This window comes from Nocardia sp. NPDC049935 (genome assembly GCF_055586645.1).
Genome location: NZ_JBVJHV010000001.1, coordinates 1,809,697 through 1,834,208, shown reverse-complemented (window position 1 = coordinate 1,834,208; position 24,512 = coordinate 1,809,697). Strand labels below are relative to the sequence as shown.

General features: G+C 70.1%; 25 protein-coding genes and 1 riboswitch. Of the genes, 13 read left to right on the top strand and 12 right to left on the bottom strand.

What is annotated here, in order from left to right:
• The 5 genes from ACZ6SF_RS08290 to ACZ6SF_RS08270 form a co-directional block, all read left to right on the top strand.
• Positions 1-699: biotin/lipoyl-containing protein (locus tag ACZ6SF_RS08290; protein WP_466061277.1), on the top strand; the 699-nt coding region annotated here is incomplete at its 5' end.
• Entirely contained in the window at positions 696-1,661 is a 966-nt protein-coding gene (locus ACZ6SF_RS08285) for a methylenetetrahydrofolate reductase (protein ID WP_466061276.1), read from the top strand. The genes ACZ6SF_RS08290 and ACZ6SF_RS08285, both read left to right, overlap by 4 nt.
• 74 nt (positions 1,662-1,735) lie before the next feature.
• Positions 1,736-1,863: riboswitch (cobalamin riboswitch) on the top strand.
• A 37-nt stretch (positions 1,864-1,900) separates the two neighbouring features.
• Positions 1,901-3,502 carry an ABC transporter substrate-binding protein gene (locus ACZ6SF_RS08280; RefSeq protein WP_466061275.1) on the top strand — a complete coding sequence of 534 codons (1,602 nt, stop codon included), beginning with the start codon at positions 1,901-1,903 and terminating at the stop codon, positions 3,500-3,502.
• On the top strand, positions 3,499-4,485 hold the full coding sequence (locus ACZ6SF_RS08275) for an ABC transporter permease (RefSeq protein ID WP_466061274.1): 987 nt from the start codon (positions 3,499-3,501) through the stop codon (positions 4,483-4,485). The genes ACZ6SF_RS08280 and ACZ6SF_RS08275 overlap by 4 nt, the downstream gene beginning before the upstream one ends.
• A complete protein-coding gene (locus ACZ6SF_RS08270; RefSeq protein ID WP_466061273.1) occupies positions 4,482-6,713 on the top strand; it encodes an ABC transporter ATP-binding protein/permease in 2,232 nt (743 codons plus the stop codon). Before ACZ6SF_RS08275 ends, ACZ6SF_RS08270 begins: the two co-directional genes overlap by 4 nt.
• On the opposite strand, the gene ACZ6SF_RS08265 is transcribed toward ACZ6SF_RS08270, so the two are convergent.
• From ACZ6SF_RS08265 to ACZ6SF_RS08255, 3 genes are read right to left on the bottom strand one after another with little or no spacing between them, the layout of a single operon-like run.
• On the bottom strand, positions 6,714-7,406 hold the full coding sequence (locus ACZ6SF_RS08265) for a PhzF family phenazine biosynthesis protein (RefSeq protein WP_466061272.1): 693 nt from the start codon (positions 7,404-7,406) through the stop codon (positions 6,714-6,716).
• Positions 7,403-8,086 carry a hypothetical protein gene (locus tag ACZ6SF_RS08260; protein ID WP_466061271.1) on the bottom strand — a complete coding sequence of 228 codons (684 nt, stop codon included), beginning with the start codon at positions 8,084-8,086 and terminating at the stop codon, positions 7,403-7,405. The genes ACZ6SF_RS08265 and ACZ6SF_RS08260 overlap by 4 nt, the downstream gene beginning before the upstream one ends.
• Before the next feature lie 60 nt (positions 8,087-8,146).
• Positions 8,147-8,839, bottom strand: a complete 693-nt coding sequence (locus tag ACZ6SF_RS08255; protein WP_466061270.1) for an O-methyltransferase — start codon at positions 8,837-8,839, stop codon at positions 8,147-8,149.
• Between the two features lie 120 nt (positions 8,840-8,959).
• On the opposite strand from ACZ6SF_RS08255, the gene ACZ6SF_RS08250 reads away from it, so the two are divergent.
• The gene (locus tag ACZ6SF_RS08250) at positions 8,960-9,673 is read left to right on the top strand and encodes a TetR/AcrR family transcriptional regulator (protein WP_466061269.1); all 714 of its coding nucleotides are present in this window, start codon (positions 8,960-8,962) and stop codon (positions 9,671-9,673) included.
• Between the two features lie 66 nt (positions 9,674-9,739).
• Here the strand turns inward: ACZ6SF_RS08250 and ACZ6SF_RS08245 are convergent, their stop codons facing one another.
• Both ACZ6SF_RS08245 and ACZ6SF_RS08240 read right to left on the bottom strand, forming a co-directional pair.
• The gene (locus ACZ6SF_RS08245; RefSeq protein WP_466061268.1) at positions 9,740-9,871 is read right to left on the bottom strand and encodes a hypothetical protein; all 132 of its coding nucleotides are present in this window, start codon (positions 9,869-9,871) and stop codon (positions 9,740-9,742) included.
• A gap of 117 nt (positions 9,872-9,988) precedes the next feature.
• A complete protein-coding gene (locus ACZ6SF_RS08240; RefSeq protein WP_466061267.1) occupies positions 9,989-11,248 on the bottom strand; it encodes an MFS transporter in 1,260 nt (419 codons plus the stop codon).
• Between the two features lie 274 nt (positions 11,249-11,522).
• Between ACZ6SF_RS08240 and ACZ6SF_RS08235 the strand changes: the two genes are divergently transcribed.
• From ACZ6SF_RS08235 to ACZ6SF_RS08215, 5 genes are all read left to right on the top strand, one after another.
• Positions 11,523-12,638 (top strand): flavin-containing monooxygenase, encoded by a 1,116-nt coding sequence (locus ACZ6SF_RS08235; protein ID WP_466061266.1) that lies wholly within the window; start codon positions 11,523-11,525, stop codon positions 12,636-12,638.
• A 236-nt stretch (positions 12,639-12,874) separates the two neighbouring features.
• The gene (locus tag ACZ6SF_RS08230) at positions 12,875-13,267 is read left to right on the top strand and encodes a hypothetical protein (protein WP_466061265.1); all 393 of its coding nucleotides are present in this window, start codon (positions 12,875-12,877) and stop codon (positions 13,265-13,267) included.
• Positions 13,257-14,093, top strand: a complete 837-nt coding sequence (locus ACZ6SF_RS08225; RefSeq protein WP_466061264.1) for a hypothetical protein — start codon at positions 13,257-13,259, stop codon at positions 14,091-14,093. The genes ACZ6SF_RS08230 and ACZ6SF_RS08225 overlap by 11 nt, the downstream gene beginning before the upstream one ends.
• The gene (locus ACZ6SF_RS08220; protein WP_466061263.1) at positions 14,090-14,557 is read left to right on the top strand and encodes a roadblock/LC7 domain-containing protein; all 468 of its coding nucleotides are present in this window, start codon (positions 14,090-14,092) and stop codon (positions 14,555-14,557) included. Before ACZ6SF_RS08225 ends, ACZ6SF_RS08220 begins: the two co-directional genes overlap by 4 nt.
• Positions 14,558-14,597: 40 nt before the next feature.
• Positions 14,598-14,969: a hypothetical protein gene (locus tag ACZ6SF_RS08215; protein ID WP_449996550.1), complete on the top strand. Its 372-nt coding sequence runs from the start codon at positions 14,598-14,600 to the stop codon at positions 14,967-14,969.
• Between the two features lie 84 nt (positions 14,970-15,053).
• Here ACZ6SF_RS08215 and fadD11 read toward each other — a convergent pair whose 3' ends face one another.
• Genes fadD11 through ACZ6SF_RS08180 form a run of 7 tightly spaced genes read right to left on the bottom strand, consistent with a single transcriptional unit; the run spans position 15,054 to position 22,592 of the window.
• Positions 15,054-16,874 carry a fatty acid--CoA ligase FadD11 gene (gene fadD11 / locus ACZ6SF_RS08210; RefSeq protein ID WP_466061262.1) on the bottom strand — a complete coding sequence of 607 codons (1,821 nt, stop codon included), beginning with the start codon at positions 16,872-16,874 and terminating at the stop codon, positions 15,054-15,056.
• A 17-nt stretch (positions 16,875-16,891) separates the two neighbouring features.
• Entirely contained in the window at positions 16,892-17,821 is a 930-nt protein-coding gene (locus tag ACZ6SF_RS08205) for an alpha/beta hydrolase (protein ID WP_466061261.1), read from the bottom strand.
• Positions 17,818-18,693, bottom strand: coding sequence for a short-chain dehydrogenase/reductase (locus ACZ6SF_RS08200; protein ID WP_466061260.1), 876 nt, complete (start codon positions 18,691-18,693; stop codon positions 17,818-17,820). The genes ACZ6SF_RS08205 and ACZ6SF_RS08200 overlap by 4 nt, the downstream gene beginning before the upstream one ends.
• Positions 18,690-20,156 (bottom strand): flavin-containing monooxygenase, encoded by a 1,467-nt coding sequence (locus ACZ6SF_RS08195; RefSeq protein WP_466061259.1) that lies wholly within the window; start codon positions 20,154-20,156, stop codon positions 18,690-18,692. The genes ACZ6SF_RS08200 and ACZ6SF_RS08195 overlap by 4 nt, the downstream gene beginning before the upstream one ends.
• On the bottom strand, positions 20,153-20,662 hold the full coding sequence (locus tag ACZ6SF_RS08190; protein WP_466061258.1) for an SRPBCC family protein: 510 nt from the start codon (positions 20,660-20,662) through the stop codon (positions 20,153-20,155). Before ACZ6SF_RS08190 ends, ACZ6SF_RS08195 begins: the two co-directional genes overlap by 4 nt.
• A 20-nt stretch (positions 20,663-20,682) precedes the next feature.
• Positions 20,683-21,714 (bottom strand): PDR/VanB family oxidoreductase, encoded by a 1,032-nt coding sequence (locus tag ACZ6SF_RS08185; RefSeq protein ID WP_466061257.1) that lies wholly within the window; start codon positions 21,712-21,714, stop codon positions 20,683-20,685.
• A complete protein-coding gene (locus ACZ6SF_RS08180; protein ID WP_466061256.1) occupies positions 21,711-22,592 on the bottom strand; it encodes a metal-dependent hydrolase in 882 nt (293 codons plus the stop codon). Before ACZ6SF_RS08180 ends, ACZ6SF_RS08185 begins: the two co-directional genes overlap by 4 nt.
• A 98-nt stretch (positions 22,593-22,690) precedes the next feature.
• Here ACZ6SF_RS08180 and ACZ6SF_RS08175 point away from each other — a divergent pair, with 98 nt between their 5' ends.
• Both ACZ6SF_RS08175 and ACZ6SF_RS08170 read left to right on the top strand, forming a co-directional pair.
• Positions 22,691-23,302 carry a TetR/AcrR family transcriptional regulator gene (locus ACZ6SF_RS08175; RefSeq protein ID WP_466061255.1) on the top strand — a complete coding sequence of 204 codons (612 nt, stop codon included), beginning with the start codon at positions 22,691-22,693 and terminating at the stop codon, positions 23,300-23,302.
• Between the two features lie 119 nt (positions 23,303-23,421).
• Positions 23,422-24,510 carry a methyltransferase gene (locus ACZ6SF_RS08170; RefSeq protein WP_466061254.1) on the top strand — a complete coding sequence of 363 codons (1,089 nt, stop codon included), beginning with the start codon at positions 23,422-23,424 and terminating at the stop codon, positions 24,508-24,510.
• Positions 24,511-24,512: the final 2 nt, after the last annotated feature.

The window sequence follows — 24,512 nt, the reverse complement described above, 5'->3', positions numbered from 1 at the left end:
TCGGTGATCGGTTTCCTGCGTGGTGAACTCGGTACCCCGGCGGGTGGCTGGCCCGAACCGTTCCGGGAGAAGGCGCTCGCCGGCCGCAGCGCCGCATCTCCCGAGGTGCCGCTCAGTGCCGAGGACGAGAAGGCTCTCGACGGCGGGCCGGCGCAACGACGCGCCACCCTGAACCGGCTGCTGTTCCCCGGACCGACCGGTGAATTCCTCGCCCACCGCGACACCTACGGCGATACCACCGGCCTCTCGGCGAACCAGTTCTTCTACGGCCTGCGGTATGGCGAGGAGCATCGCGTTCAGCTGGAGAAGGGCGTCACGCTGCTCATCGGGCTCGAGGCGATCTCCGAACCGGACGAACGCGGGATGCGCACGGTCATGTGCATCCTCAACGGCCAGTTGCGGCCGATCGCCGTTCGCGACCGCTCCATCGCCGGCGAGGTGAAACAGGCGGAGAAGGCCGACCGGAACGATTCCCGCCAGGTCGCGGCACCGTTCGCCGGCGTCGTCACCCTGACGGTGGGCGAGGGCGATACCGTCGAGGCCGGAGACCCCCTGGGTACCATCGAGGCCATGAAAATGGAGGCCGCCATCACCGCGCCGCGGGCGGGCACCGTCGCCCGTATCGCCATCGGATCCGTTCAGCAGGTCGACGGAGGAGATCTTCTCGTCGTCCTGGCCTCGCCGGAAGCCGCCGAATGACACTGCCCGCTGCCGGGTCGGTCGTGCGGAACCTGCAGGACCGATCCGGCGGGGCGGTGCCGTTCTCGGTGGAGTTCAACCCGCCCCGCGACGCGGCAGGCGAAGCACGATTGTGGCGCGCGGTCCGGGAGCTGGAACGGATGCGCCCGGCGTTCGCCTCCATGACCTACGGGGCGGGCGGTTCCACCCGGGACCGCACCGTCCGGCTGGTCGCCGATCTGGCCCGGGAGACCACCCTGCTCCCGGTCGCGCACCTCACCGCGGTCGGGCACAGCATCGCGGAGATCCGCTCGCTGATCGGCAGCTACGCCGATGCGGGAATCCGTGACCTGCTGGTGTTGCGTGGCGACCCGCCCGGCGACCCGCTGGGCGAATGGCGCAAACACCCGGATGGGGTGGAGTACGCGGAGGAACTGGTCCGCCTAGTCCGTGGGCTGGGCGGTTTCCATACCGGGGTGGCCTCTTTCCCGCAGGGGCATCACCGTTCGCCGGATCTGGACACCGACACCGCGTTCCTGGCCGCGAAACTCCGCGCCGGAGCCGAGTATTCGATTACCCAGATGTTCTTCGACGTCGAACACTATCTGCGGCTGCGGGACCGGATGATCGCGCTGGACCCGGTGGAGGGTGCGAAACCGATCATCCCCGAGTTGATGCCCATCACCTCGCTGCGGACGGTCGCCCGCGCCGAGGCGTTGTGCGGACGGCCGCTGCCGCGCCGGGTAGCCGACCGGCTGGCGGCAGCCGCGGGTAGCGGTGCCGAAGAGGACCGTGGCGCGGTCCGGGCGGCCGGCATCGAGATCGCCATCGAACTGGCTCAGCGCCTGGTCGTCGAGGGCGCACCGTGCCTGCATTTCGTCACCTTGAACTACGCCGCCGCGACCAAGGAGGTGCTGGCGGCTCTGGGGCATCCCGCCGTGAGCCCGGCGCGGGCGGTGGTCTCGGCCCCGGCCACGGCCTGAGCGGCCGGTCCGGTCCCTCGGGTGGCCGGTGTGCGCCGCGGCGGGTAGCGGCCGGGTAACCTCGTCCGAGGCGCAGGGAACACCGGTGGGAATCCGGGGCTGTCCCGCAACTGTCACCGAGGAGCAATCCGCCATGCGTGGCCACGACCTACCCGGGTCGGAAGGCCGGCGGAGAGGCGTCGATCCGGGAGCCAGGACACCTGCGCCGACGTTTTCGGGCAGATCCACGAGGTATGGCGATGAACAACTCCACAACAGGCCGGCCCGCTATCGGCCGCCGGCGGCTGCTGGCCGGCACCGCCGGACTGGCCGGGCTCGCGGCATTGGGCGCAATCCCGGTGCTGACCGGGTGCGGCACCGATACCGGCGGCGCCACCGGGCCGGACGGGCCGCCGCAGCGCGGGGGCCGATTGCGGTCGGTGATCGCCGGCCGCTCCGCGGCCGCGGACGTCCTCGACCCGCACGAAGCGGGTAGTTCCGCGGGCGGCGCGGTATCGAAGAACGTCTGGGACAAACTGGTCGCCTACAACAACGACCTCACCCCACGCTATCGGCTCGCCGAATCGATGACACCGAACGCCGACGGCAGCGAATGGCGGATCAGGTTGCGTTCTGGCGTGCTGTTCAGCGACGGCAGCCCGCTGACCTCCCGCGATGTGCTGTGGAGTTTCGAGCGGATGCTGGACCCGGCCAAACCGTCCTCCGGCGATCTGGCGATGGTCGATATGGGCCGCACCCGCGCCGACGGCGACCTCGGTGTCGTGGTCGCGATGAAGACCCCGATCGCCGATTTCGCGTCCGTGCTGGCCGGCTGGTACTGCTACATCGTCAAGGCCGGGTCCACCACCTTCGATGAGAAGACGCTGCCGGTGGGAACCGGGCCGTTCGCGCTGGTGAAGTGGTCGCCGGGTGATCGCACCCTGCTGCGGCGCAACGATCGGCACTGGGACGGGCCGCCCCTACTGGACGAGGTGGAGATCATCCAGATCGCCGAAACCGAGGCCCGGATGAACGCCTTCCTTTCCGGAGAGGCGGATGTGGTGCACGAGATGAGCTATCTGCAGGCCCGCAATCTGGAAAGCGATCCCACCGCGAGGGTGATCGTGCCGCCCGCCGGGTTGATGGGCGCCTTCCAGATGCGGGTCGATATGGCGCCGTTCGACGATCCGCGCGTCCGGCAGGCCATGCGGCTGGCCGTGGATCGGCAGGCGATGGTCGACGCGGTGTACTACGGGTACGGCGAGATCGGCAACGATATCTACGGTAAGGGCGCGCCGTACTACAACGACACCCTGCCCCAGCGCGCCTACGACCCCCAGCGGGCACGGGACCTGCTGCGCGCGGCCGGTAAAGAGAATCTCGTCGTCACACTGCCCACCGCCGACGGTATGCCCGGCATGGTCGAAGCGGCGACGCTCTATGCCGAACAGGCCAAGGCCGCCGGCATCACCATCGAACTCGGCTCGGCCCCGGCGGACACCTACTTCAAAGAAGTGAGCGGCAAAGTCCCGTTGAGCCAGGTGGGCTGGTGGAACTACAGCCTGGACTACTTCTACGGCCAGACCATGACCAGCGCGTCGCCGAGTAACGGCACCGGCTGGCGGCGCCCGGCCTGGGACGCGGAATTCGCGGCGGCGCGTTCCGCGATGGACCCGGAGCGGCGCCGGGATCTGTACAACGCACTGCAGGAAGACCTCTGGAACGAAGGCGGCTACATCCTGTACGCCTTCGCGAAACGTCCCGACGCCGCCCGCGCCCATATCGGCGGCATGCGCGACGGTGTTCCCGGGACCGACGACTGGGCCAACTACACCACCACCTGGCTGGCAGCCCGGACGTGAACAGGGGCCTGCCCCGCTATGTGCTCGGGCGCGTGGTCGCAGGTTTCGGCGTTCTCGCCGCTGTCGCGCTGGTGGTTTTCGGGCTGTTCGAGGCTCTGGATTCGGATGCGGCGGTGGTGATCCTGTCCAGGCGCGGCGGCGGCGATCCGTCGCCTGAGCAATTGGCGGCCCTGCGGGCCGAATTGGGATTGGACCGTCCCGCCCCGGTCCGTTTCCTGGAATGGGCCACCGATTTCCTGCACGGCGACCTCGGCCGTTCCCTGATCTCGGGCCGTCCGGTCGACGATGTGCTGCTGGGCCGCCTCGAGAACAGCGCGGTGCTGGCGGTGGTCACCGCAGCGCTGCTGATCCCGCTGGCGATCGTCTTGGGCCTGCTCGCCGGTTCGCGGCCCGGTTCGCGGACCGACCGGGGGATCAGTGTCGCGGCACTGACCATCGAATCGGTACCACCGTTCGTGAGCGGGGTGCTGCTGGTGGCGATCGTCTCGCTGTCGCTGCGGCTACTGCCCGCGATATCGCTGGTACCCAGCGGAAGTAGTGTGTGGAGCCGGCCCGAGGTACTGGTGCTGCCAGTGAGCTGTCTGCTGCTGGGATTGTCCCCGCACCCCATCCGCATGGTGCGGGCCCAGACCGCCGATGTGATGGGGTCGGAGTACATCCGGACCGCGCGGTTCAACGGCGTCGGCGGGCCGCGGCTGCTGCTCCGGCATATCGCGCCCAACGCAGTGTCGGCCTCGATCCATCCGCTCGCCGGATCGGTGGTGGGGCTGGTCGGCGGGATCGCGGTGGTCGAAACGCTGTTCGTCTATCCCGGGTTGACCCAGGAGATGCTGAGCGCCATCGCCTCCCGCGACTACCCGTTCGTCCAGTCCGCCGCGGTGCTGCTGGCCGCGTTCGGGGTCGGCGCGTATCTGATGGCCGATCTGGTCGCCCTGGTGATCAGTCCGCGGGCGCGGGCACTGGTCACCGAGGTGCGGCGATGACGCGACCCCGATGGGCCCGAGCAGGCTGGACGACGGTACTGGCCCTCGTGCTGGCCATCGTCGTGGTGGGTCCGGTGGTGGCTCCGTACGCGCCGACGGCCGCTGTCGGCGGACCGTTCCTGGATCCCGGCCCCGATCATCTGCTCGGTACCGATGTCGTCGGCCGCGATGTGCTGTCGCGGGTGTTGCACGGCGGGCTGCCACTCGTTTCGCTCGCGGTGCTGGCACTGCTCGTGGCCTACACAACAGGTCTCGGGCTGGGACTGGTCGCGGGCCTGCGCCGGCGGGCGGATCCGTGGATCATGCGGCCGGTCGACGTCGTGGTCGTCATCCCGTGGTTCCTGCTGCTCGCGGTGATCGCCACCGCGCTCGGGACCGGCCCGGTGGCCATTGTGGTCACCGCCTCGCTGGCGACGGTTCCGTGGATCGTGCGGATCGTCCGTACCACCGTGCACGACATCGCCGCTACGGGATACGTCGAATCCGCGCGGGCGCGCGGCGAATCACTGTGGCGGCTGGCACTGGTCGAGGTTCTGCCCAACCTGAGGTCGGTCGTGGTCGCCGATGCGGGGGTGCGGTTCTCGTGGGTGATCTCGATCGTGGCGGTGGGTGGGTTCCTCGGACTCGGGCTGCGGCCGCCCTCACCCGACTGGGCGTTGATGATCACCGAGAACCGTCCTGGTTTCGGTATCCAGCCCTGGTCGGTGCTGGCCCCGGCTTTGCTGGTCATGGCGCTGGTGGTCTCGGTCAATCTGATCAGTGACCAGGCACTGGGCAGACACGGCATACCGGTGCGGGTGCCTGTTTCGGGTACCGAGGACGACGCGGTGCGGGTCGAGCACCTGACCGTCCACGCCCCCGGCGGTGCGAGGATCCTCGACGATGTGAGCGTCCGCCTGGCACCGGGGCGGGGACTGGCGCTCGTCGGTGCCTCGGGAACCGGTAAGACGACGCTGGTGTCGGCGATACTCGGGACCCTGCCCGCCGGGTTCCGCGCCGCGGGCACCGTCGCCGTCGGTGGTGCGGACGGGCGGCGACGGACGGTGGGATTCGTTCCGCAGGATCCGGCCACCGGCCTCAATCCGGTGTTGCGGATCGGCACCGCGATCGGTGAGATCGCCCGACTGTGCGAAGGATACGCCGGCGAGGAGACCGTCGCCGCGGCGCTACGCCGAGTCGGTTTGCCCGGGGACCGCGGCTTCCGGCGACGATATCCCCACGAGTTGTCGGGCGGGCAACAGCAGCGGGTGCTTCTCGCGATGGCGTTGGCCGGTGATCCCGCGCTGGTCGTCTTGGACGAACCGACCACCGGGCTCGATACCCGCACCCGCGCGGAGCTGCTCGAAACTCTGGCGGGGATACGCAGAGAGTCCACCGTCGCACTCATGATGATCACGCACGATCTTCCGAGTGTGGCGCCACTGATCGACGATGTGCTCGAACTACCCGGCGGGCGGATCACGTCGTACGCGGCGCCGGCGCCGCGGAGAACAGCGGCCGGACCGCTCCGGGCGCGGACGTCGGAAACCGCGGAGGTGCCGGTGCTGCGGGTGGACGCGCTCACGGTCGGACACGATCGGACTCCGGTTGTCGACGGCCTGTCCTTCACTGTCGGCCGTGGTGGCTGCCTGGCGTTGACCGGCAGGTCGGGTTCCGGTAAAACGACCGTCGCACGTGCCCTCGCAGGCCTGCACCGGCCCGCGAACGGACGGCTGGCACTCGACGGTATCCCACTGCACCATCACGTCGACCGCCGTTCTCGCGAGCACCTGCGGGCTGTCGGGCTGGTGTTCCAGAATCCGGCGTCTTCGCTCAACCCCGCCCATCGCGTCGGCGGCCAGATCGCCCGGCCACTGCGCCTGCTGCGGGGCATGGATACACCGGAGGCCGCGCGGGAAGTGGACCGATTGTTGGAGGCCGTGCGTCTGGACCCGGGGCTGGCGGCCCGGCGGCCCGGCGAATTGTCGGGTGGCCAGCAGCAGCGGGTCGCGATCGCCCGAGCTCTCGCCGCGGATCCGCGGGTCCTGATCTGTGACGAGATCACCGCGTCACTGGACGCCGAATCCCGCGACGTCGTGATCGATCTCCTCGCGGGATTGCGCCGGGACGGGCTGTCGCTCCTGGTGATCAGTCACCAGGACATGGTGATCGAACGCCTCGCCGACGAAGTACTCGACCTCGATGATCCGGGCAGGGGAGCGCACGCGGTCGCCGCCGCGCCGCGGTGACTACGGCACGACCGGATGATCGGCGACCACCCGGCCGCCCAGTCGGACCCAGCCGTCGGGGTCGTATTCGGTGAACAGCTGCGAGCCCTGGCCCTGGGTGATCTCCAGTCCGCGCTCGAGACGGCCGGTGAGGGCGATGGCGGCGGCGCCGGTGGCCTCGTCCTCGGCGATACCCATGGCGGGGGCGAACATCCGGGCCCGCACCGCGCCACGTTCACGGTCGGTCCAGGCCCAGAGGTAGTGGTGGCCGCTGTCGAATTCGGCGGGGTCCACGGTGGCCAGCAGTTCGAGGTCGTCGAACTCGTGGAAGGTGAAGTCGGGGGCCCAGGCCGGGAGCGCGCGAATCCGGACCAGGCCGCCGCTCTCCGCGACGGAGACCGGTCCGGCGGGCACCTCCAGGGTGGTGACCGGCGTGCCCTGATCGGCCAGCCACCAGGCCGCGCCGACCGTGGGATGTCCGGCGAAAGGGAGTTCGACGGTGGGGGTGTAGATACGCATCCGGGCGCTGCCGCCGCGGGGATCGTCGACGATCACCGTCTCGCTGTAACCGAGCCGGGCGGCCAGGGCCTGATGGTCGGCGCCGATCACATCACCGGCGCGGGCGATACCCAGCGCGTTGCCGAATCCCCCGGTGGCATCGGTGAAGACCCGGACCACCTCGACCTGGATACCGTCCGATTCCGGAGTGCTCACCCGGGTGAGCCTACTCGGCGGGCGGGCCGGGGCGCGGATACCCGGCTCCGCGCGTATTCGACGATATCGTTCGCGTAGCCCGAGGGCTCGCGCCCGGCGAAGCCCTCCCGGATCCGGTCTATCGCATTGTCGAGCTCCGGTCCCGGACCGCGGCCGGTCAGCAATACCGCGATCGTCTCCCAGGTGCCGAGGCGCGGATCCGGTTGGTTCAGCAGTTCGTCGAGGTACCGGTCGGAATCCAGGAGTTGCAGGGCGCGGCGGGCATGGGCGTGCACGCGCCGGGGCAGTTCCGCGCGGATGGTGTCGATATCGGCCTGCGACGCGTGACCACCGGGGCGGTCGGGGTCGATACGCAGGCTCCACATCGGGGCGGGTTCTCCGGCGTCGATCAGATCCGGCCCCGCGGCCTCGGCGAGCGGTACGGTCGGCAGGCCCAGCCGGATATTGCGCCAATTACCGAATTCCCACCAGGCGGTGGGTGTGGCACTCGCCTGCAGGCCGAACCCGATGACCTGCTGTCCGTCGTGCCAGGTGCGCGAGACCCGGGTGCGTCCCACGGCCGCGACACCGCCCGGTTCGATCCGCACCCAGCGCGGCTCGCCACCATGAAAGCCGTACGGCTCGAGCAACTTTCCGGTATCGCGCATCAGGCGCCGCAGAGCGGGATCGGGTCTGACCATCCCCGCAGACTATCGGCGCGGCCCGACAACCTTCCCGGGTTCCCTCCCCGGCCGCGGCGGCTACAGCTTCACGATCATCTCCAGACCGCCCCGGAACGGGAGGGTCTGGGTGAGCAGGCCGTTGGCCGGATCGTCGATGTAGTCGAAGGCGTCGCGGTAGCTGTCGGGACGGTTCTCGGTGTTGTCGACCAGCAGCACGCCGCCGGGCCGGAGTTTCGGTGTGAGCAGTTCCAGCGCGGGTCGTGCCATGGCGGGCCAGATGTCGATCAGCGCCATATCCACCGGTTCGTCCAGATCGTGGAGGGTTTCGCGGAGGTCGCCTTCCCGCAGGTCGATCACATCCGCCAGGCCCGCGGCGTGGAAATTCTCGCGGGCGGCCGCGGCCTTGGCGGGCTCGTGCTCGGTGCCGATCACCACGCCCGAACCGCCGTCCGCGTCCACCACCATCCGGACCGCCCGGGCGAGGTAGAGCGTCGAAACTCCGTACGAGGTGCCGATCTCCACGATCCGGCGGGCCCGCATCGCCAGGCACAGGCGATGGCAGAGCAGCGCCTTGTCGTGCTCGAGGGCGACGAGTTTATCGGCCAGGAATCCGGTGGCCCGCGGATCCAGCTCGACGAGATCCGCGGCGTCGCCGCGTTCGGCGCGTTCGGCGAAATAGGACGTGATCGCGGGAACCTGCTCCGCACTACGCCGCTGGAGATCGGTGATCAGGGTGTCGAGCACGGGGTCACGGAGATCGCCGGTGTTCATCGGTACCGCCTTTCGTTCGGAATACCGGCGCGACGGGAGCGGCGGCCTCACCAGTGTGTGAAGCCGGACGCTTGATGTCAATGCATTGTGAACGTCAAGAACTGTGGGTAGGGTGCGGTGATGTCCCAACCGCTACCGCCGGGGCGGCGGCGTCGTAGCCCCGCGACCCGGGCCGGCCGCGCGACGCTCAACGCCGAATCCGTCGCCACCGCGATGCTCGAACTGGCGGGCAGATCCGGGTTCGCGGCCGTCACGATGCAGGACCTCGCCGCCCATCTCGGCGTGACGGTTCGTGCGGTGTACCGGCATGTCCGCGACCGGCAGGAGGTCGTGGACCGGGCGGTGGAACTGTGGCTGTCCGGATTACCCGATCCGGAGCTGGATCCCGGGGAGTGGCGCGCGAGTCTGCGCGAATTCTGCGACCTGCACCGGGCGGTCGGGCGGCGTCATCCCCGGGCACTGCTGGTCGCGCTCGACGAGCGGGTGAGCGATGCGCGGATCCCCGACCGGCGGCTCACCGCGCCCGAGGCCTTTCTCGAATTCCTGACCGCCGTCGGTCTGGACCTGCGCGATGCGCTCCTGGTGCACAGCGATCTGATGTTGCGGCTCTACGCTTTCGCGCTCTTCGTGGACTACCGGGCCGATAGCGGCGCTCCGCTGGGCGAGCAGTACCCGGTGCCCCGGGCCTGGCTCGACGATCGGCCGGAACTCGCGTTGCCCCTGCTGCGCCGGGCGCGGGCCGAAACCCGCTTCGACGCCGACGCGTTGTTCGACCATCTCGTCGCGGACGTGACCCGCGCCGTGGAGAGCCGCGCGTCCCGGCCGGTCCCGTAACCGGTGCGGCGTATCCGGCGGCCGGAAACCGCCCGCCACCGCCGGTGACGGGCGGGTCCGGGGGAACTAGGCCTTGGGTTCGACAGCGGTCGCGGCCTCGGACTTGCGATCGGCCTTGGCCTTCTTGTCCGCTCGCTTTTCCTTCAGCGTTTTGCCGGATTTCTTGGAATTGGTATTGCGCGGAGATTTATCGGACATCGGCGTCCTCCTGATGGGGAGACCCGTGCGGCCCCGTTGGCCAGACGGTACGCCACTCCGGTCGGTAACCTGCGGAAATACGGTGTTCCACCGGTGTCGTGTCGACCCGGTATGGCCTCATCGGACTCGGACCGGCGCGGCGTCGGCGGCGAACCGCCGGGCGCCGAAGACGAACAGCAGCGCGAGCAGTCCCAGCACACCCAGGGCCGCGTCGAGCCCCAGCGCGGCGGTCAGCGCGGCGATCAGGACACCCTCCAGTGCGATCCCCGTATAGGCCACCCGGTTCAGCCTGCCCAGCGCCGTTTCCTCGGTGCCGGCCGTGGCGGTGTGGCCGACCGTGGCCGTGCAGAACGGATGGAGATTCGACAGCCCGAGCCCCGCCGCGGCCGCACACAGCAGGGTGAACGCGGCGGACCCGTGCCACAGCGGCTGGACGATCCCGGCGATGCCGGCGAACAGGAGTACGCCGCTGAACCGGGCGAAACGTACCCGGTCCAACCATCGGCTCAGCGGTCCGTAGGCGAGCCGCCCCGCGCACAGCGCGCCGATGAACACGGTGAGCGCCGTACTGGCCGCCGTCGGCGAACCGCCCGCGTTCACGACCACCACGGTGAGCCAGTTCATCAGCGCGCCCTCCAGCAGCAGCGCGGCGAAACTCATGGCGGTGAGACGGCGCAACCGCGGCGGGTACGCCGCCGCCAGGCGGGAGGTGAGCGTGGGGCGCCGGGCGCCGGCGGTGTGCTCGGCCGTCGTGTCGGGACGGGTGTGGTCGTCCGCCGGCGGCTCGAACCCGCGGAGCAGGACGAAGACGAGGACGGCGCCCAGTGCGCCCACGCCGGCGAGTACCGCGAAGGAGGCGGTGAGCCCGACCCGTCCGGCGGTGGCCGCGCCGAACGCGGCGCCCAGTACCCCGCCCACGGCCTGGAAACCCTCCAGCGGCGAGAGCAGGCTGTTGGCCCGCGCGCCCACGCCGGCTGCCGTGCGGATCTTCTCGAGCCGCACGGCGATGACGTTCTGGCCGATATCGAGCAGTGCGTTCGCCGCGCCGGCCACCAGTAGCCAGCCCACCATCGACCACAATCCCAGGCCCGCCCCCGCGACGCCGATACCGAGCAGATAGATCCCGGCCGCGATCGGCGCGGCCCGGCGGGCCCGGGCCCGCCGCACCAGTTGCGGGGCGACGAACATGCTCGCGGTCAGGCCGACCACGAACCCCGTCCGCGCGAAACCGAGCTGGGAGTCGCTCAGCCCGTAGGTATCGCGTAACTCCGGCAACCGCGAGGCCAGTGCCGCGTAACCCAGGCCGTTGAGCAGGAACAGGCCCAACGCCGCCACGTACCAGCGATATCGTTCGGCCGGTGCGGCCCGCTGCGCCATGGTCGGTCTCCTGTCGGCACATCGGACTTCGCGGGTCGAGTGCCACGAAGTAGTACGCGGATCAGCGGTGGGGATACCTGATTCCCAGGAGGTCCACCCCAGGTTCGCACGGCGGCCGTGCGCAAAATGGAAACCCGATATGAACATCTCCGGTAGCGACGCCGAACGAGCGGCCGCCCCGCTGCTGACGGAAGACGCTGTGCGGGAGACGGTTTCGACGCCGCGCGGCGCTGCCCGATAGCCGGCCGGAGGTTCCCGGTTAGCATCGGCGTCCGTGGTTACCGAGTCAGCGCGGCCGGCGGCGGACCCTCCGATCCTGGTGATCGGCGCCGGGCAGGCGGGCCTGTCCGCGGGCTATCACCTGCGCCGCCGCGGCCTGGTGCCCGGAACCGATTTCCTGATCGTCGACCACGCCCCCGGACCGGGCGGCGCCTGGCAGTTCCGGTGGCCGTCGCTGACCCTGAGCACGGTGAACCGGGTGCACGATCTGCCCGGGATGTCGTTCGCGGAGAACCTGCCGCCCACCGCGACCCCGGCCGCCGAGGTTCCCGCGGCGACCGCGGTGCCCTACTACTACGGGCGTTACGAGGAACGGTTCGAGTTGCGGGTGCGCCGGCCGGTGACGGTCCGGGTCGTCTGCGACCGGGCCGACCGCGACGGACTGCTGCACGCCGAAACCGATACCGTGGGCACGATCCGGGTCCGCGGCCTCATCAACGCCACCGGGACCTGGGAGCATCCGTTCATCCCGCACTATCCCGGCGCGGAGACCTTCGCCGGGCGCCGGATGCATACGCGCGATTACCGCGGGCCGGAGGAGTTCGCCGGGCAGCACGTGGTGGTGGTCGGCGGCGGTATCTCGGCGGTGCAACTGCTCGACGAGATCTCCCGGTTCACCACCACGACGTGGGTCACCCGCTCGGAGCCCGTCTTCCGGGAGACCCCTTTCGGCGAGGACGCCGGGCGGCGCGCGGTGGCGATGGTGGAGGACCGGGTGCGGCGGGGGCTGCCTCCGGGTTCGGTGGTCTCGGTGACCGGGCTCCCGCTCGACGACCGCCTGCGCGCGGCCCGGGACCGCGGGGTGCTGCGGCGCCTGCCGATGTTCGAGCGTATCGAACCCGACGGGGTGCGCTGGGCCGACGGGAGTTTCCGGTCCGCGCAGGTGATTCTGTGGGCGACCGGGTTCCGCAGCGCGCTGGACCATCTGGCGCCGCTGCGGTTACGCGGCCCGGGCGGTGGGATCACCATGGACGGCCGTCTCGCGACCCGGGTGGCCGCGGATCCGCGCATCCACCTCATCGGTTACGGGCCCTCGGCCAGTACCGTCGGCGCGAACCGCGCGGGCCGGGCGGCCGTGACGGAGCTCACGGAGTATCTCGAATCCGCCTGAACCGGGGCCCCCGTCACGCGGCGGCCGGGAACGCGCGGCGCCGCCGGAGCGGGGGAGTGGATCGGCCGGACGTGTTCTCGGTAAGCCCCCTGAGCGGGAAATCTGTTGCCGCAGGGCGTGTTTCTCGCGACACGCGAACGGGTACCCGGTTCCGGCCCCCATTCGTCCGGCGTCCATCGGCACCTATGTGTAGTGTCTCTGAAATCTGAAACACTCATGGGACGAGTAGAGGCGCAGTGATCGGAATCGATGGATGTCTGGAACGCATCATGGACATCCCGGGGGCTCGAAGTGTGACACTGGTGGACGGCGCGAGCGGTCTGGCCGTGGCCGGCGCGGGGCGGCACGAACTGGTCGACCAGCACGAGGACGCCGCGGCCACCACCGATGTGGTGCGAGCGGTCCTGGCCTGTCCGGCGCTCGCCACCGGGGACAGCGATGACGACATCACCGAGATCATCGTGTGCGGGACCGGCGGTTATCACCTACTGAACCTCGTCGACGGCGATTTCGACGGCCGCCTCTTCGTGCACGTGCTGTTCGACGAGGACAACGGCAATCTCGCGATGGCGCGATTCCGGCTGCGCGGCATCCTCACCGAACTGACCGAGGGCGACCATGAGCGTTGAGCTCGCCGCGGAACTGCGGCGGCTGGAGGACGAGGGACGCACCGGCATCCTGCAGGTGGGCGACGGGGAGTTCCACCTGGCCGGCGGCGCCATCGCCTCCGCCGCCTGCCGCCGGACCACCGGTCTCGATCGCCTGGTCGTCGAGGCGGGTGTGGCGAGCGCCGAGGACTGGCGGCGCGCCGGTGAGGGTGATCCGAGTCCGGTCCTGGGACGGCCGCTGCTGGAGACCCTGGCGCTGCTGTCGGTGTTCGACGCCGCGTATTTCCTGCTGGGGACGCCGGTGGTGCCCGAATTCCGGCCCGCGCCCGCGCATTGGCTGTCGAAGGTCTGCCATATCCGGCCCCGGGCGCTGGTCCACGAATGCGCCCGGCGCGGCGATCCGGAATCGGGTCCGTGGCCCGCGGAACTGGTGGACCGGGCCGTGGTGGTCCCGGTCCGGCGGATCCGGCGGCGCCGGGTCGTGCTCACCGGAAGTCAGGCCGAGGTCCTGGCGGCGGCCGATGCCCGCCGCAGCGTCACCGGAATCGCCCGGGAGCTGGGACGCACGGCGTACGGCTGCCTGGAGGCGGTCCGGGAACTCACCGAGGCCGGGCTGATCGAAGCACCGCCCGGAGCGGATCCGGTCGCCGGGCCGGCCGGCGCCGGCGCGGCGGTTGCGCAGGTGGCCGCCGAACCGGTGGCGCGGCAGGCGGTTACCGGTCCGGCCGAACCGCCGTTGCGGCGGCGCGTCCGGCAGGCCACCCCGGTGCCCGACGCCGACGACTGGGAGCCCGTGGACCGTGACCTGCTCGTCCGGCTGCGGGCAGCTCTGGAGGATCTCGCGTGACAGCGCGAAAGAACTTGTTCGGAGAACTGATGGGGAGGCTGACCAAGGTGCCGATGACCGGACCCGAACCGCACGAGGTGGTGCTGACGGAACTGCAGGGTCTGCGCGAACGCGTACCCGGGCTGACCGGTTCGCTGGTCGCCTCCAGCGACGGACTACTGGTCACCCACGACCTACCCGTGCATATCGAACCCACCGGGATGGCCGCGCTGGCGGCGGCGCAGCTGTCGCTCTCGGATCGGCTGGCCGGTACCGCGCACGGAGGCGTTTTCCAGGCCGTGGTGGTGAACGGTACCGCCGGGCACGTGGTGATCTACGCGGCCGGCTGGGCGGCGCTGACGGTGCTCGCCGGTCCGGAGGTCAACATCGGCAGATTGCATCTGGAATGCCGGCCGGTGGCGCGCGCGATCGCAGAGCATCTGGCGGCGAGTTCCCGGCAGTCCGGGACGAACTCGAGGAACTAGGCCCGCGGGGCCGGAAGAGAAAAAGCGAGAGGAATGACCTATGTCCGATCTGGATTTGGCGCTCAAGGACATGATGTCGATCGACGGTTCGATCGGCGCCGCCGTCGTCGACTGGAACAGTGGAATGGCACTGGGAATGGCGGGGAGCTCCAAGGCGCTCGATCTGCATGTCGCGGCGGCCGGTAACACCGAGGTGGTGCGGGCGAAGTTGCGCACCATCGAACAGCTGGGCCTGCAGGAGGATATCGAGGACATCCTCATCACGCTCAGCGCGCAGTACCACATCATCCGACCGATGACCGGCCGTAAATCCAAGGGCCTGTTCCTCTATCTGGCGCTCGATCGCGGCCGGGCCAACCTCGCGCTGGCCCGGCATCGCCTGCGCGGGATCGAAGAGGAACTCGAGGTCTAGTCCGGGGCCGGGACCGGCGAGGCGGAATTCGATCCGGACGCCGCGGTGGCGCCGGGATCGAACCGCCGCGACGGCCGGCCCGGATCAGCTCGCGGCGACGGTGGCGGCGGCGGGTTCACGCACATCCGCAGGCGGCCGGTCGCCGTACAGCCCGTCGATCCGGTCCGCGTACTTCTGCGCGATGACGGCGCGTTTGAGTTTCATGGTCAGGGTCACCTCGTCGCCGCCCGCCTCCCAGAACACCGGCAGGATCACGAACCGTTTGATCTGCTCCACCCGGGCCAGCCGGGCGTTGCCCGCGGCGACCCCGGCCGAGATCGCCGCCACCACCGACGGTTCGGCGGCCAGCGCGGCGGCGGAAGCGTCGGCGAGTCCGTGTTGCCGGGCGTAGGGCCCGGTGGATTCGGCGTCGAGCACGAGGAGCGCGGTGTTGTAGGCGCGGCCCTCACCGATCACGGCCATGGCGCCGATCAACGGGGTCGCGGCCTTGATCGTGTTCTCGATATGGGTGGGGGACATATTCTTGCCCGACGCGTTGATGATGATCTCTTTCTTGCGATCGACCACACGCAGATAACCGTCGTCGTCGGTGGTGACGATATCGCCGGTGTGCAACCAGCCGTCGCCGTCGATCGCCTCGGCGGTCTTGCCCGGCCGACCCCGATACCCTTTCATCACCAGCGGACCCCGGACCTGGAGTTCGCCGTCCGGGCCGAACCGGGATTCCATACCGGGCAGCAGCCGTCCGACCGTGCCCAGCCGTACATCCCGCGGATGGCTCACACTGCAGATACAGGACAGTTCCGACATCCCCCAGATCTCGGTGATCGGCACCCCGAGGCCGGCGAAGAAACCGAGCGTCGCGGGCGGAATGGGGGCCGCGCCCGACATGGCCCAGCGCACCCGGTCCAGGCCGAGCGCCGCCCGCAGCCCGCGCAGTACGAGTTCGTCGGCGCGCTGCCATTCGGCGTCGAGCTCGGCGGGCATCGGCTCACCGGACAGCAGGCGTTCACCGCGTGCGGTGGCGATCGACAGTGCCCACCGCAGGGCGCCGCGTCGCTGCTCGTCGGGTTCGGCGGCGACCTTGAATTCGATACCCGCCCGCAGTTTCTCCCAGACCCGCGGTACCGCGCCCCAGATGGTGGGGCGCAGATCGGCCAGCGCCGCCCCGATGTTCTTGGGGTCGTCCACGCAGGTCACCTGTGTGCCCAGCACTTCCTGGACGTAGAGGGCGGTGAGGCGGTCGGCGATATGGGCGCTCGGCATGAACGAGGTGATGGTGTCACCGAATTCGATACCCAGCACGTCGGCGATCCCGTAGATCTGGAAGAGCAGGTTGGCGTGACTGGTTTCCACACCTTTGGGCGCGCCGGTGGTGCCGGAGGTGTAGATGAGGGTGGCGATATCGTCGGCCCGCACCGCGCGCCAGGCCGCGTCGAAATCGAAATCGATGCGGGCCGAGGCGAGCAGCTCCTCGGTCGACCAGGTGCCGTCCGGTGCGTCGTCCACGCAGACGAGATGATCGATATCCGCGCCGCACGCGCGCAGCCGGTCGACGTACTGGGCTTCGCAGATCACCACCCGGGGCCCGGCGTTGCCGAGAACATGACCGAGCTGGTCGTCGGCGAGGGTGTTGTACACCGAGAACGAGGTCGCTCCCAGATGCTGCGCGGCCACCTCCAGCGGATAGAACTCGATCCGGTTGGCCATCATCAGCGCGACGGTGTCGCCGCGGCGCACCCCCAGGCCGGCGAGCCCGGCCGCGTATTCGCGTACCTGCTCGGCGTATTCGCCCCAGGTGAGGGTGTGCGCGCTACCCGGGGTGCGCAGGGCGATCGCGTCGGGGGCCAGGGCGGAGATGTGCTGGAACGCGGCGGGCAGGGTGGTGAAACGGGCTGTGCGCACGAGAGATTTCTTCCGGATCAGACCGCGGCTGCGGTGGGGTCGAGGACCGAGGAGACGAAACGGGCGGTGGCCCGGTAGGAGAATCGCGATTCGGGCACGAGTGCGGGCATGACCTGGAACGCGTGCATCTGGTCGCGCCAGACGCGCAGTTCGCAGTGGGCGCCCGCGGCGGACCAGCGCTCGGCGAGGGCCACCGCGTCGCCGCCGAAGAATTCGGTATCGGAGGCGTGGATGAGGGCCGGCGGCAACGGCATTCCGCGGACCGGTCGCAGGTCGAGGGGATCGGTGGTGAAATGCGCGACGGCGCGGCGGGACAGCCGCGCCGACAGCAGTCCGTCGGTGGCGGCGTGCTCGTAGGTGCGGGCCAGGGCGAGGCTCAGATCGGTGAGCGGCGAGAACAGTACGAGGGCCGCCGGCGCCGGTGCGCCCTCCCCGGCACGGGTGATGGCGAAATCCGCGGCGAGAAAGCCGCCGGCCGAATCGCCCGCGACGATCACCCGGTCGTGGCCGTGCTCGGTGAGCCATCGATAGGCGCCGGCGACGTCCCGCGGCGCCGCCGGGAACGGATGTTCGGGAGCGAGCCGGTAGTCGAGGGTGAACACCGGCAGCCGGGTCGCCGTCGACAGCCGGGACGCCACCCCGCGGTATCCGGCCGCCGACCCGGCGACGAAACCGCCGCCGTGGACGTAGAGAACGACCGCGTCGCCGCGGCCGGCCCGAGGTCCGCGGATCCATTCCCCCCGCACCGCGCCGGCGCGCACCGAATCGATCGTGGTACCGCGCAGAGTGGGGGCGGCGGCGCGCAGGGCGTGGTCGAGTACGGCGCGCGCGGCGGGCAGGGTGTGGGCATTCACGGGGGCGAGCGCGGCCAGCCGCCGGGCGGTGAGGGCGGAGATCTGCCGTACGGTGCGCGACTGCCACGAGCCGCGCACCGGCCCGCCGGTCATCGCCGCTTCTCGATCGCCCGGACCAGTTCCTGCACGGTCGCGTCGGCGGCGAGGCGGCTGTCCAGCACCGTGTTGACCATGCCGCGCAGCAGTGCGTAGGGCCGCCATCCGCTCGGTGCGATGGTGCGGGGCGCCCGCCGGCCGATCCCGTCGGCGATGGTGCGCGCCGCCTCGGCCGCGGAGATCCGGACGTTCAGCGGCCACGGCAGCAGTCCGTTGATCCGGCGGCCGAGATCGTCGGCGTCGAGCATATCGTGGGTCATCGGGGTCTCCACCAGACCGAAGTAGGCGATGCCCGCGGTGGCGCCGGAAGCCGCCAGTTCCACCCGCAGCGCCCGGCCGAACTGTTCCACAGCGGCCTTGCTCACCATGTACGGCGAACCGCCCATACCGGGGGCGAAGGCGGCGCAGGAGGAGACCACGACCACATGCCCCCTGCTGCGCACGATCTGGTCCAGCGCGGGATGCACGGTATTGAAGACGCCGGTCAGGTTGATCCGCAGCACCCGGTCGAAATCGTCGGGTTCCATGGTGCGGATCGTCGCGGGCACCGGTGTCACCCCGGCGTTGGCGACGACGATATCCAGCCCGCCGAACCGCTCGTCCACCTCGGCCATCACCTGTTCCATCCGCGCGCGATCGGCGACGTCGGCGCCGATCCCGTGCGCGCGGGCGCCGAGGCTTTCGGCGGTGCGCAGGGCCGCGGTCTCGTCGATATCGACGACCACCACCACGGCGCCGCGCCGGTGCAGCAGGGTGACGAGCTCGAGTCCGATGCCCTGGCCGGCGCCGGTCACCAGCGCGACCTTGTCCTTCACGTCGTAGGTGACCGGTGCGAGCAGGCCCAGGGGGTCGGGCAGTTTCGGCTTCATCGGGTCACCTCGTAGGAATCGGCGTCGAACCGCCTGGTGCGGCGGCGGTATTCGAAACTCCAGTTCGGGTACAGCCCGGCGTTGCCGCCGTCGGGAGTGGTGTAGTAGCTCTGGCAGCCGCCGGTGAGCCAGACCGTATCGGCGCTGCGGCGCGCCATTTCGTCGACGAAGGCGTCCTGGGTGTCGCGGCGGACCTCGACCCGGCGGGCGCCCTCGTCGCGGAGGGTGGTCAGGGCGTCCACGATGTAGGTGATCTGTGATTCCAGCATGAAGATCGCCGACTGGTTCCCGGCCGCGCCGAAGGGGCCGAGGGTGCAGAAGAAGTTCGGGAATCCCGCGATCGCGGTACCCAGATACGTCTGCGGATGGTCGTGGTAGAGATCGGCGATGGTCGTCTCGTCGCGGCCGACGATCCGCTCGAAGGCGCTCGGAATCGGGGTGAATCCGGTGCCGTAGATGAGGGTGTCGACCGGGATCTCGGCGCCGGCGCGGGTGACGATGGACCGGGCCCGGACCTCGGCGATCCCGTCGGTGACCACGTCGACATTGTCGCGGTCCAGGGCCGGCAGATAGGCGTCGGAGAAGATCGCGCGCTTACAGCCGATGATGTAGTCGGGAGTCGCCTTGCGCCGTACCTGCGGATCCCGGATCTGGCGCCGCAGCTGGAACCGGCCGAGCAGTTCATAGGGATGCCGGAACCGGTTGTCCACGAAACCGACCAGGCCGAATCCCTCGATCAGCGTGTACCAGGTCCCGCGGATCGCTTTCTGCGCCAGCGGCAACCGGCGCAGCAGACTGCGTTCGAGTCCGAGGGTCTCGCGGTCCATCCGCGGCACGATCCACGGCGCCGAACGCTGGAAAACGGTGAGTGCGGCGACCCGCGGCGCGATCTCGGGAACGAACTGCACCGCCGACGCGCCGGTGCCGATCACCGCGACCCGCTCACCGGTGAGATCGTGCTCGTGGTCCCAGTGCAGGGAATGGAACGCGGTGCCCTCGAAATCGGCGAGACCGGGCAGTTCGGGATATTTCGCCTCGGCGAACACGCCGGCCGCGGAGATGAAATAGTCCGCGGTGAGCACACCCTGCGAGGTATCGATCCGCCACCGCGCGCTGTCCTCGTCCCAGCGGGCCTCGAGCAGTTCGGTGTTCAACCGGATATGACGCACGACATCGTGCGCCACGGCGACCCCGCGCAGGTATTCGAGGATCTCCCCCTGTTTGCCGTACATCCGCGACCAGTCGGGATTGGGCGCGAAGGAATAGCTGTACAGATGCGACGGCACATCGCAGGCGGCGCCGGGATAGGTGTTCGCCTGCCAGGTGCCACCCAGGTCGGCGGCGCGTTCGATCACCACCAGATCGTCGAATCCGGCCTTGCGCAGGGCGATCGCCAGTCCGATTCCGCCGAATCCGGCGCCGAGCACGACGATGCGGTGATGTTCCGCGGCGGGGGCGCTCATCGGCGGGCTCCGGTGGACGCGGCGCGCACGCCCCGGGTGGTGCCCCGGGCGATGGATTGCGTGACGAACCGGTTGACCGGGCTCGCCGCGAGCAGCAGCGGGCGCAGGGCCGGCTTTCCTTCGAGCGCGAAGGTCCAGACCAGCCGGGTGCCGGTGGCGAGGGGGAGCAGGGTGAGATCCTCGGCGAAGCGGCGCAGGCCGGGTACCGAGGCGGCATCGACCGTGAATGTCATCCGCGACCCTTCGTCCCAGCGGTAGAACCGTTCGTCCAGCCGCAGGACGCCGCCGAGGGTGACCTCGCGGGTGGTCCCGACTCCGAAGGGCCGGGCCGAGGTCCAGCGGGCGGCGGTGATCACCGGCGACCACGAGACCAGCGCGTCGTCGGCGGTCAGGGTGTCCCAGACCCGCTCGGCGGGAGCCGGGATATCGACGACGTGGGTGTAGCGGTGTGCGGCGGTGTCGAGGAAGGTGTCGTCGGCGGTGCCGAGCGCGAAACGTGTGCCCATGAGGCGGTGTGCCTTTCGCTTCAGAGATCGAGAACCAGCGACTCGCCCGCGGCGCGGGATACGCAGGTGAGCATGTGGTCGGGACGTTCACCGGCGGTGAGGGTGCGGTCGCGGTGGTCGATATCCCCGGACAGGACCCGGGTCTTACAGGTGCCGCAGAAACCCTGGCGGCAGGAGAACACCACGTCCGGGAGCTCCCGCTGCACGGCCCGCAGGGTGGTCTCGGTGGCGCCCACCCGCACCCGGCGGCCGGATCTGGCCAGCGTGACGTCGAATTCCCGGCCGTCGAGGACCGGCGGCGCCGAGAAGCGCTCGGTGTGCAGCGATCCCGCCGGATTCAGGGCGAACATCGACCGCTGGGCGGCCTCGAGCACGGGCGGCGGCCCGCAGACATAGACCGCCGCGCCGGGCGCCGCGGTGGCCAGGATGGCGGGGATATCGGGGGTCCCGGCCTCGTCGTCGGGCCGGATCTCGGCGCTCTCGGGGAGTTCGCCGAGGAACGGCATGGTCGCACGGGACCGGCCCAGATAGACCAGACGTCCGCGCTCACCCGCCGCGCGCGCCATCGGCAGGATCGGGGTGATCCCGATTCCCGCCGCCACGAACAGGTACGAGGGGGCGGAATCGACGTAGGTGAAGGCGTTGCGGGGGCCCCGCACCCGCAGGGTCGTCCCGGGCCGCAGCCCGTGGACCTCCAGCGATCCGCCCTCGCCGTCCGCGATCCGGCGCACCGCGATGCGGTAGCGGAAACGCTCCCGGGGGTCACCGCACAGGGAGTACTGCCGCTGCCGTCCGGAAGGCAGGAAGACATCGAGGTGGGAGCCCGGTTTCCAGGACGGGAGCTGCCCGCCGTCCGGGCGCACCAGGGCGAGGGAGACGACGTCGGCGGCCTCCTCGCGCACCGATTCGATCCGGACCTCGAAATCGAAACCGCTGCGCCGCACGGGACGCGGCGGCGACAGGGCCGGATTGGTGAACACCATCTTGTAGGCGTCCATGGCGAGACCGAGCAGGCGCAGGCCCGCGGTCGCGGCGGGGTCGCGGGTGGTCATGCGCGGGTCGCGGGTGAGTGCGCGAGATAGCGCAGCGCGTTGTCCATCGACCCCAGCTGGGAGGGGTGGAATCCGGGCCGCAGGTAGCGCGGCATCTCGGTGAAGAACGTGGTGAAACTGGGGATGACGCCACGCAGCGTGGCGCTGACGAACTGCTGACCCCAGAACCGGCCCTTGGCCGGGCTCGGGTCCTTGCGGTACATGTACGCCGTCGAGAGCACGAACAGCGGCAGCAACAGCCCGCTGGCCAGCAGCCCGGTGCGCATCCGCCGGGCGTAGCCGCCGTCGACGTGCATATAGGCGTCGAAGACCACACTGCGGTGTTCGACCTCCTCGGCGCCGTGCCAGCGCACCAGGTCCAGCATGGTCGGATGCATCCCGAGTTCCTCGAGGACATCGGATTCGAGCAGCCATTCGCCGATGACGGCGGTGAAGTGCTCCATACCGGCGAAGAGCCCGAGGCGCTCCTTGAGCCATTCCTCCTCGGCCCGGCCGCTGAGGCCGTGATCACCGAGGACCCGGTCCACGAGCCAGGAGACCTTCTCGACGTAGGACTTCACATCCAGGCCGATCGACTGCAGGTGCTCGCGGGCACCCTCGTGACTGCCGGCGTGCATGGACTCCTGCCCGATGAAGCCGGTGACCTCCTCGCGGAGCCGCTCGTCGTCGATATACGGCAGGGCTTCGGCGAGGCAGGTTGCCATGGCGCGCTCGCCTTCGGGGAGCACCAGATGCATCACATTCGTGACATGAGTGGCGAGTACTTCCCCGGGGATGTAGTGCATAGGAACGGTCGAGAAGTCGAAATGCACATCGCGGGCGTGGATGGCGTGGGCTTCGTCCCGGTAGGAGCGCGGCGCTGCACTGTCATCAGACATACCGAGAACCGTACAATGCAACAGATTGCATGGCAATGTTGTCGCAACGATTTCTTTCAATTTGTTGCAGAAGGCCCGATCGCTGCTAGCGTGGTGCCGTGTCCGCGCCCGCCCCCACCTCGAAAGACCGACCCATCGCCGACGGAATCGATACCCGCATCCTCGACGCCGCCCGCACCCAGTTCGAAGAGTTCGGCGTGAAGAAGACGACGATCGGCGATATCGCCCGGCGGGCATCGGTCGACCGCGGCACCATCTACCGCCGGATCGGATCCCGCGACGATCTCGTCCGCGCGGTCACCGCCCGGGAAGTGGGAGATCTGCTCGGTGAACTGCAGTCCATCCCGGCGCGGCACGAGGACATCGGCGCCGTGGTCGCCGATCTCTTCGTCACCGTCATCACCCGATGGCGCAACCACCGGCTGGTCAACCGGGTGCTGACCCTCGAACCGGGCCGTTTGCTGCCGCAGATCACCACCGAGGGCGGCGCCTTCTTCACCATGGCCATCAGCACGACCTCGGCGCTGCTGGACAGCGCGCTGCGGCAACGGCGGCTCGCGGAGATTCCCGACCTGACCACCCGGGTGGAGATCGCCGCGCGACTGGTGCACTCCCTGATCCTGCAGCCGGTGGGGGCGCTGGATCTCGACTCCGAGACCCAGCTGGCGGGGTTCGCGCGCACCCGGATCGTGCCCCTGATCCTGGGCTGACCGGTCGCTGGCGGGGGAGCCGTACGCGGCGGCGAACCGACACGGCAGGCGATTGCGCGGCGGCGTCCGGCCGCGGCCGTAGTCTCGGCGAGGACACCGGTCCACGAGAGGGAGTCGTGATGCGCTCCGATCCACGGAAATCGCCGCCACGGGCCGTGATCCGCACGGTGGAACGGATTCGTGATGCCCTGCCGGCCCTGCACCGCCGGCTGGCGCCCGGTCATCTGGCGTTACTGGAAATGGTGGCCGCGGGGTGGCTGTCCCAGGCGATCCACGCGGCCGCGGCCCTCGATATCGCAGGTGCGCTGGCCGAAGGACCGCGCGACGGGGCGGATCTGGCCCGCGCCGTCGGAGCCGACGAGGACGCCTTGCACCGGCTGCTGCGGTTGCTGACCGGGCACGGGATCTTCGCGCGGCGGCGTGACGGGCGCTACGCGCTCACTCCGATGGCGCGGGCGCTGCGGGCGGACGCGCCCGTGTCGCTGCGCGACGCGGTGCTGTTCTACGGGTCGGCCGAACACCGGGACCGGTGGACCCACCTGGTGGACGCCGTGCGCACCGGCCGCCCGACGGTACCCGCCGATACCTTCTTCGCCCGGATCCGCGGCGACCGCGCGCTCGGCGATATGTTCGAGCGGGCCATGGTCAGCATCGACGGTCTCGGGCAGGAACCGGTGCTGGCCGCTCATGATTTCACCCGCTATCGCAGCATCGTCGATATCGGCGGCGGCCGGGGTGCGCTGCTGTCGGCGATCCTGCGGCACGCGCCCGGCTGCCGCGGTGTGCTGTTCGATCTGCCGGAGGTCGTCGCCGGCGCACCGGAATGGCTACCCGAGGCGCGGCCCGGCGGGCGGTGCACGGTGGTAGCGGGGTCGTTCTTCGACAGTGTGCCCGGGGGTGCCGACGCCTACCTGCTCAAGCACATCCTGCACGATTGGCCCGCCGACCGGGCCGTCCACATTCTGCGGACGGTGCGGTCGGCGATGTCCCCGGCGGCCCGGCTGCTGCTGATCGAACTGGTGCTGCCCGGGCACGACCGTCCGCATCCCGGTAACTACATCGATCTCGAGATGCTGGTCAACACCGGCGGCCGGGAGCGGACCGAATCCGAGTACCGGGCGCTGCTGGCCGAGGCGGGGTTCACGCTCCGCTCGTGCACGCCGACCCTGTCGCCCGAGAACGTCCTGGAGGCGGTCCCGGTGCCCTGAGG

Bases quoted from the DNA above. Each gene is read 5' to 3' on its own strand.
- ACZ6SF_RS08285 (WP_466061276.1), top strand. From the start codon at position 696: ATGACACTGCCCGCTGCCGGGTCGGTCGTGCGGAACCTGCAGGACCGA.
- ACZ6SF_RS08280 (WP_466061275.1), top strand. From the start codon at position 1,901: ATGAACAACTCCACAACAGGCCGGCCCGCTATCGGCCGCCGGCGGCTG.
- ACZ6SF_RS08270 (WP_466061273.1), top strand. From the start codon at position 4,482: ATGACGCGACCCCGATGGGCCCGAGCAGGCTGGACGACGGTACTGGCC.
- ACZ6SF_RS08260 (WP_466061271.1), bottom strand. From the start codon at position 8,086: ATGGTCAGACCCGATCCCGCTCTGCGGCGCCTGATGCGCGATACCGGA.
- ACZ6SF_RS08255 (WP_466061270.1), bottom strand. From the start codon at position 8,839: ATGAACACCGGCGATCTCCGTGACCCCGTGCTCGACACCCTGATCACC.
- ACZ6SF_RS08250 (WP_466061269.1), top strand. From the start codon at position 8,960: ATGTCCCAACCGCTACCGCCGGGGCGGCGGCGTCGTAGCCCCGCGACC.
- ACZ6SF_RS08245 (WP_466061268.1), bottom strand. From the start codon at position 9,871: ATGTCCGATAAATCTCCGCGCAATACCAATTCCAAGAAATCCGGCAAA.
- ACZ6SF_RS08240 (WP_466061267.1), bottom strand. From the start codon at position 11,248: ATGGCGCAGCGGGCCGCACCGGCCGAACGATATCGCTGGTACGTGGCG.
- ACZ6SF_RS08225 (WP_466061264.1), top strand. From the start codon at position 13,257: ATGAGCGTTGAGCTCGCCGCGGAACTGCGGCGGCTGGAGGACGAGGGA.
- ACZ6SF_RS08215 (WP_449996550.1), top strand. From the start codon at position 14,598: ATGTCCGATCTGGATTTGGCGCTCAAGGACATGATGTCGATCGACGGT.
- ACZ6SF_RS08205 (WP_466061261.1), bottom strand. From the start codon at position 17,821: ATGACCGGCGGGCCGGTGCGCGGCTCGTGGCAGTCGCGCACCGTACGG.
- ACZ6SF_RS08200 (WP_466061260.1), bottom strand. From the start codon at position 18,693: ATGAAGCCGAAACTGCCCGACCCCCTGGGCCTGCTCGCACCGGTCACC.
- ACZ6SF_RS08195 (WP_466061259.1), bottom strand. From the start codon at position 20,156: ATGAGCGCCCCCGCCGCGGAACATCACCGCATCGTCGTGCTCGGCGCC.
- ACZ6SF_RS08190 (WP_466061258.1), bottom strand. From the start codon at position 20,662: ATGGGCACACGTTTCGCGCTCGGCACCGCCGACGACACCTTCCTCGAC.
- ACZ6SF_RS08185 (WP_466061257.1), bottom strand. From the start codon at position 21,714: ATGACCACCCGCGACCCCGCCGCGACCGCGGGCCTGCGCCTGCTCGGT.
- ACZ6SF_RS08180 (WP_466061256.1), bottom strand. From the start codon at position 22,592: ATGTCTGATGACAGTGCAGCGCCGCGCTCCTACCGGGACGAAGCCCAC.
- ACZ6SF_RS08170 (WP_466061254.1), top strand. From the start codon at position 23,422: ATGCGCTCCGATCCACGGAAATCGCCGCCACGGGCCGTGATCCGCACG.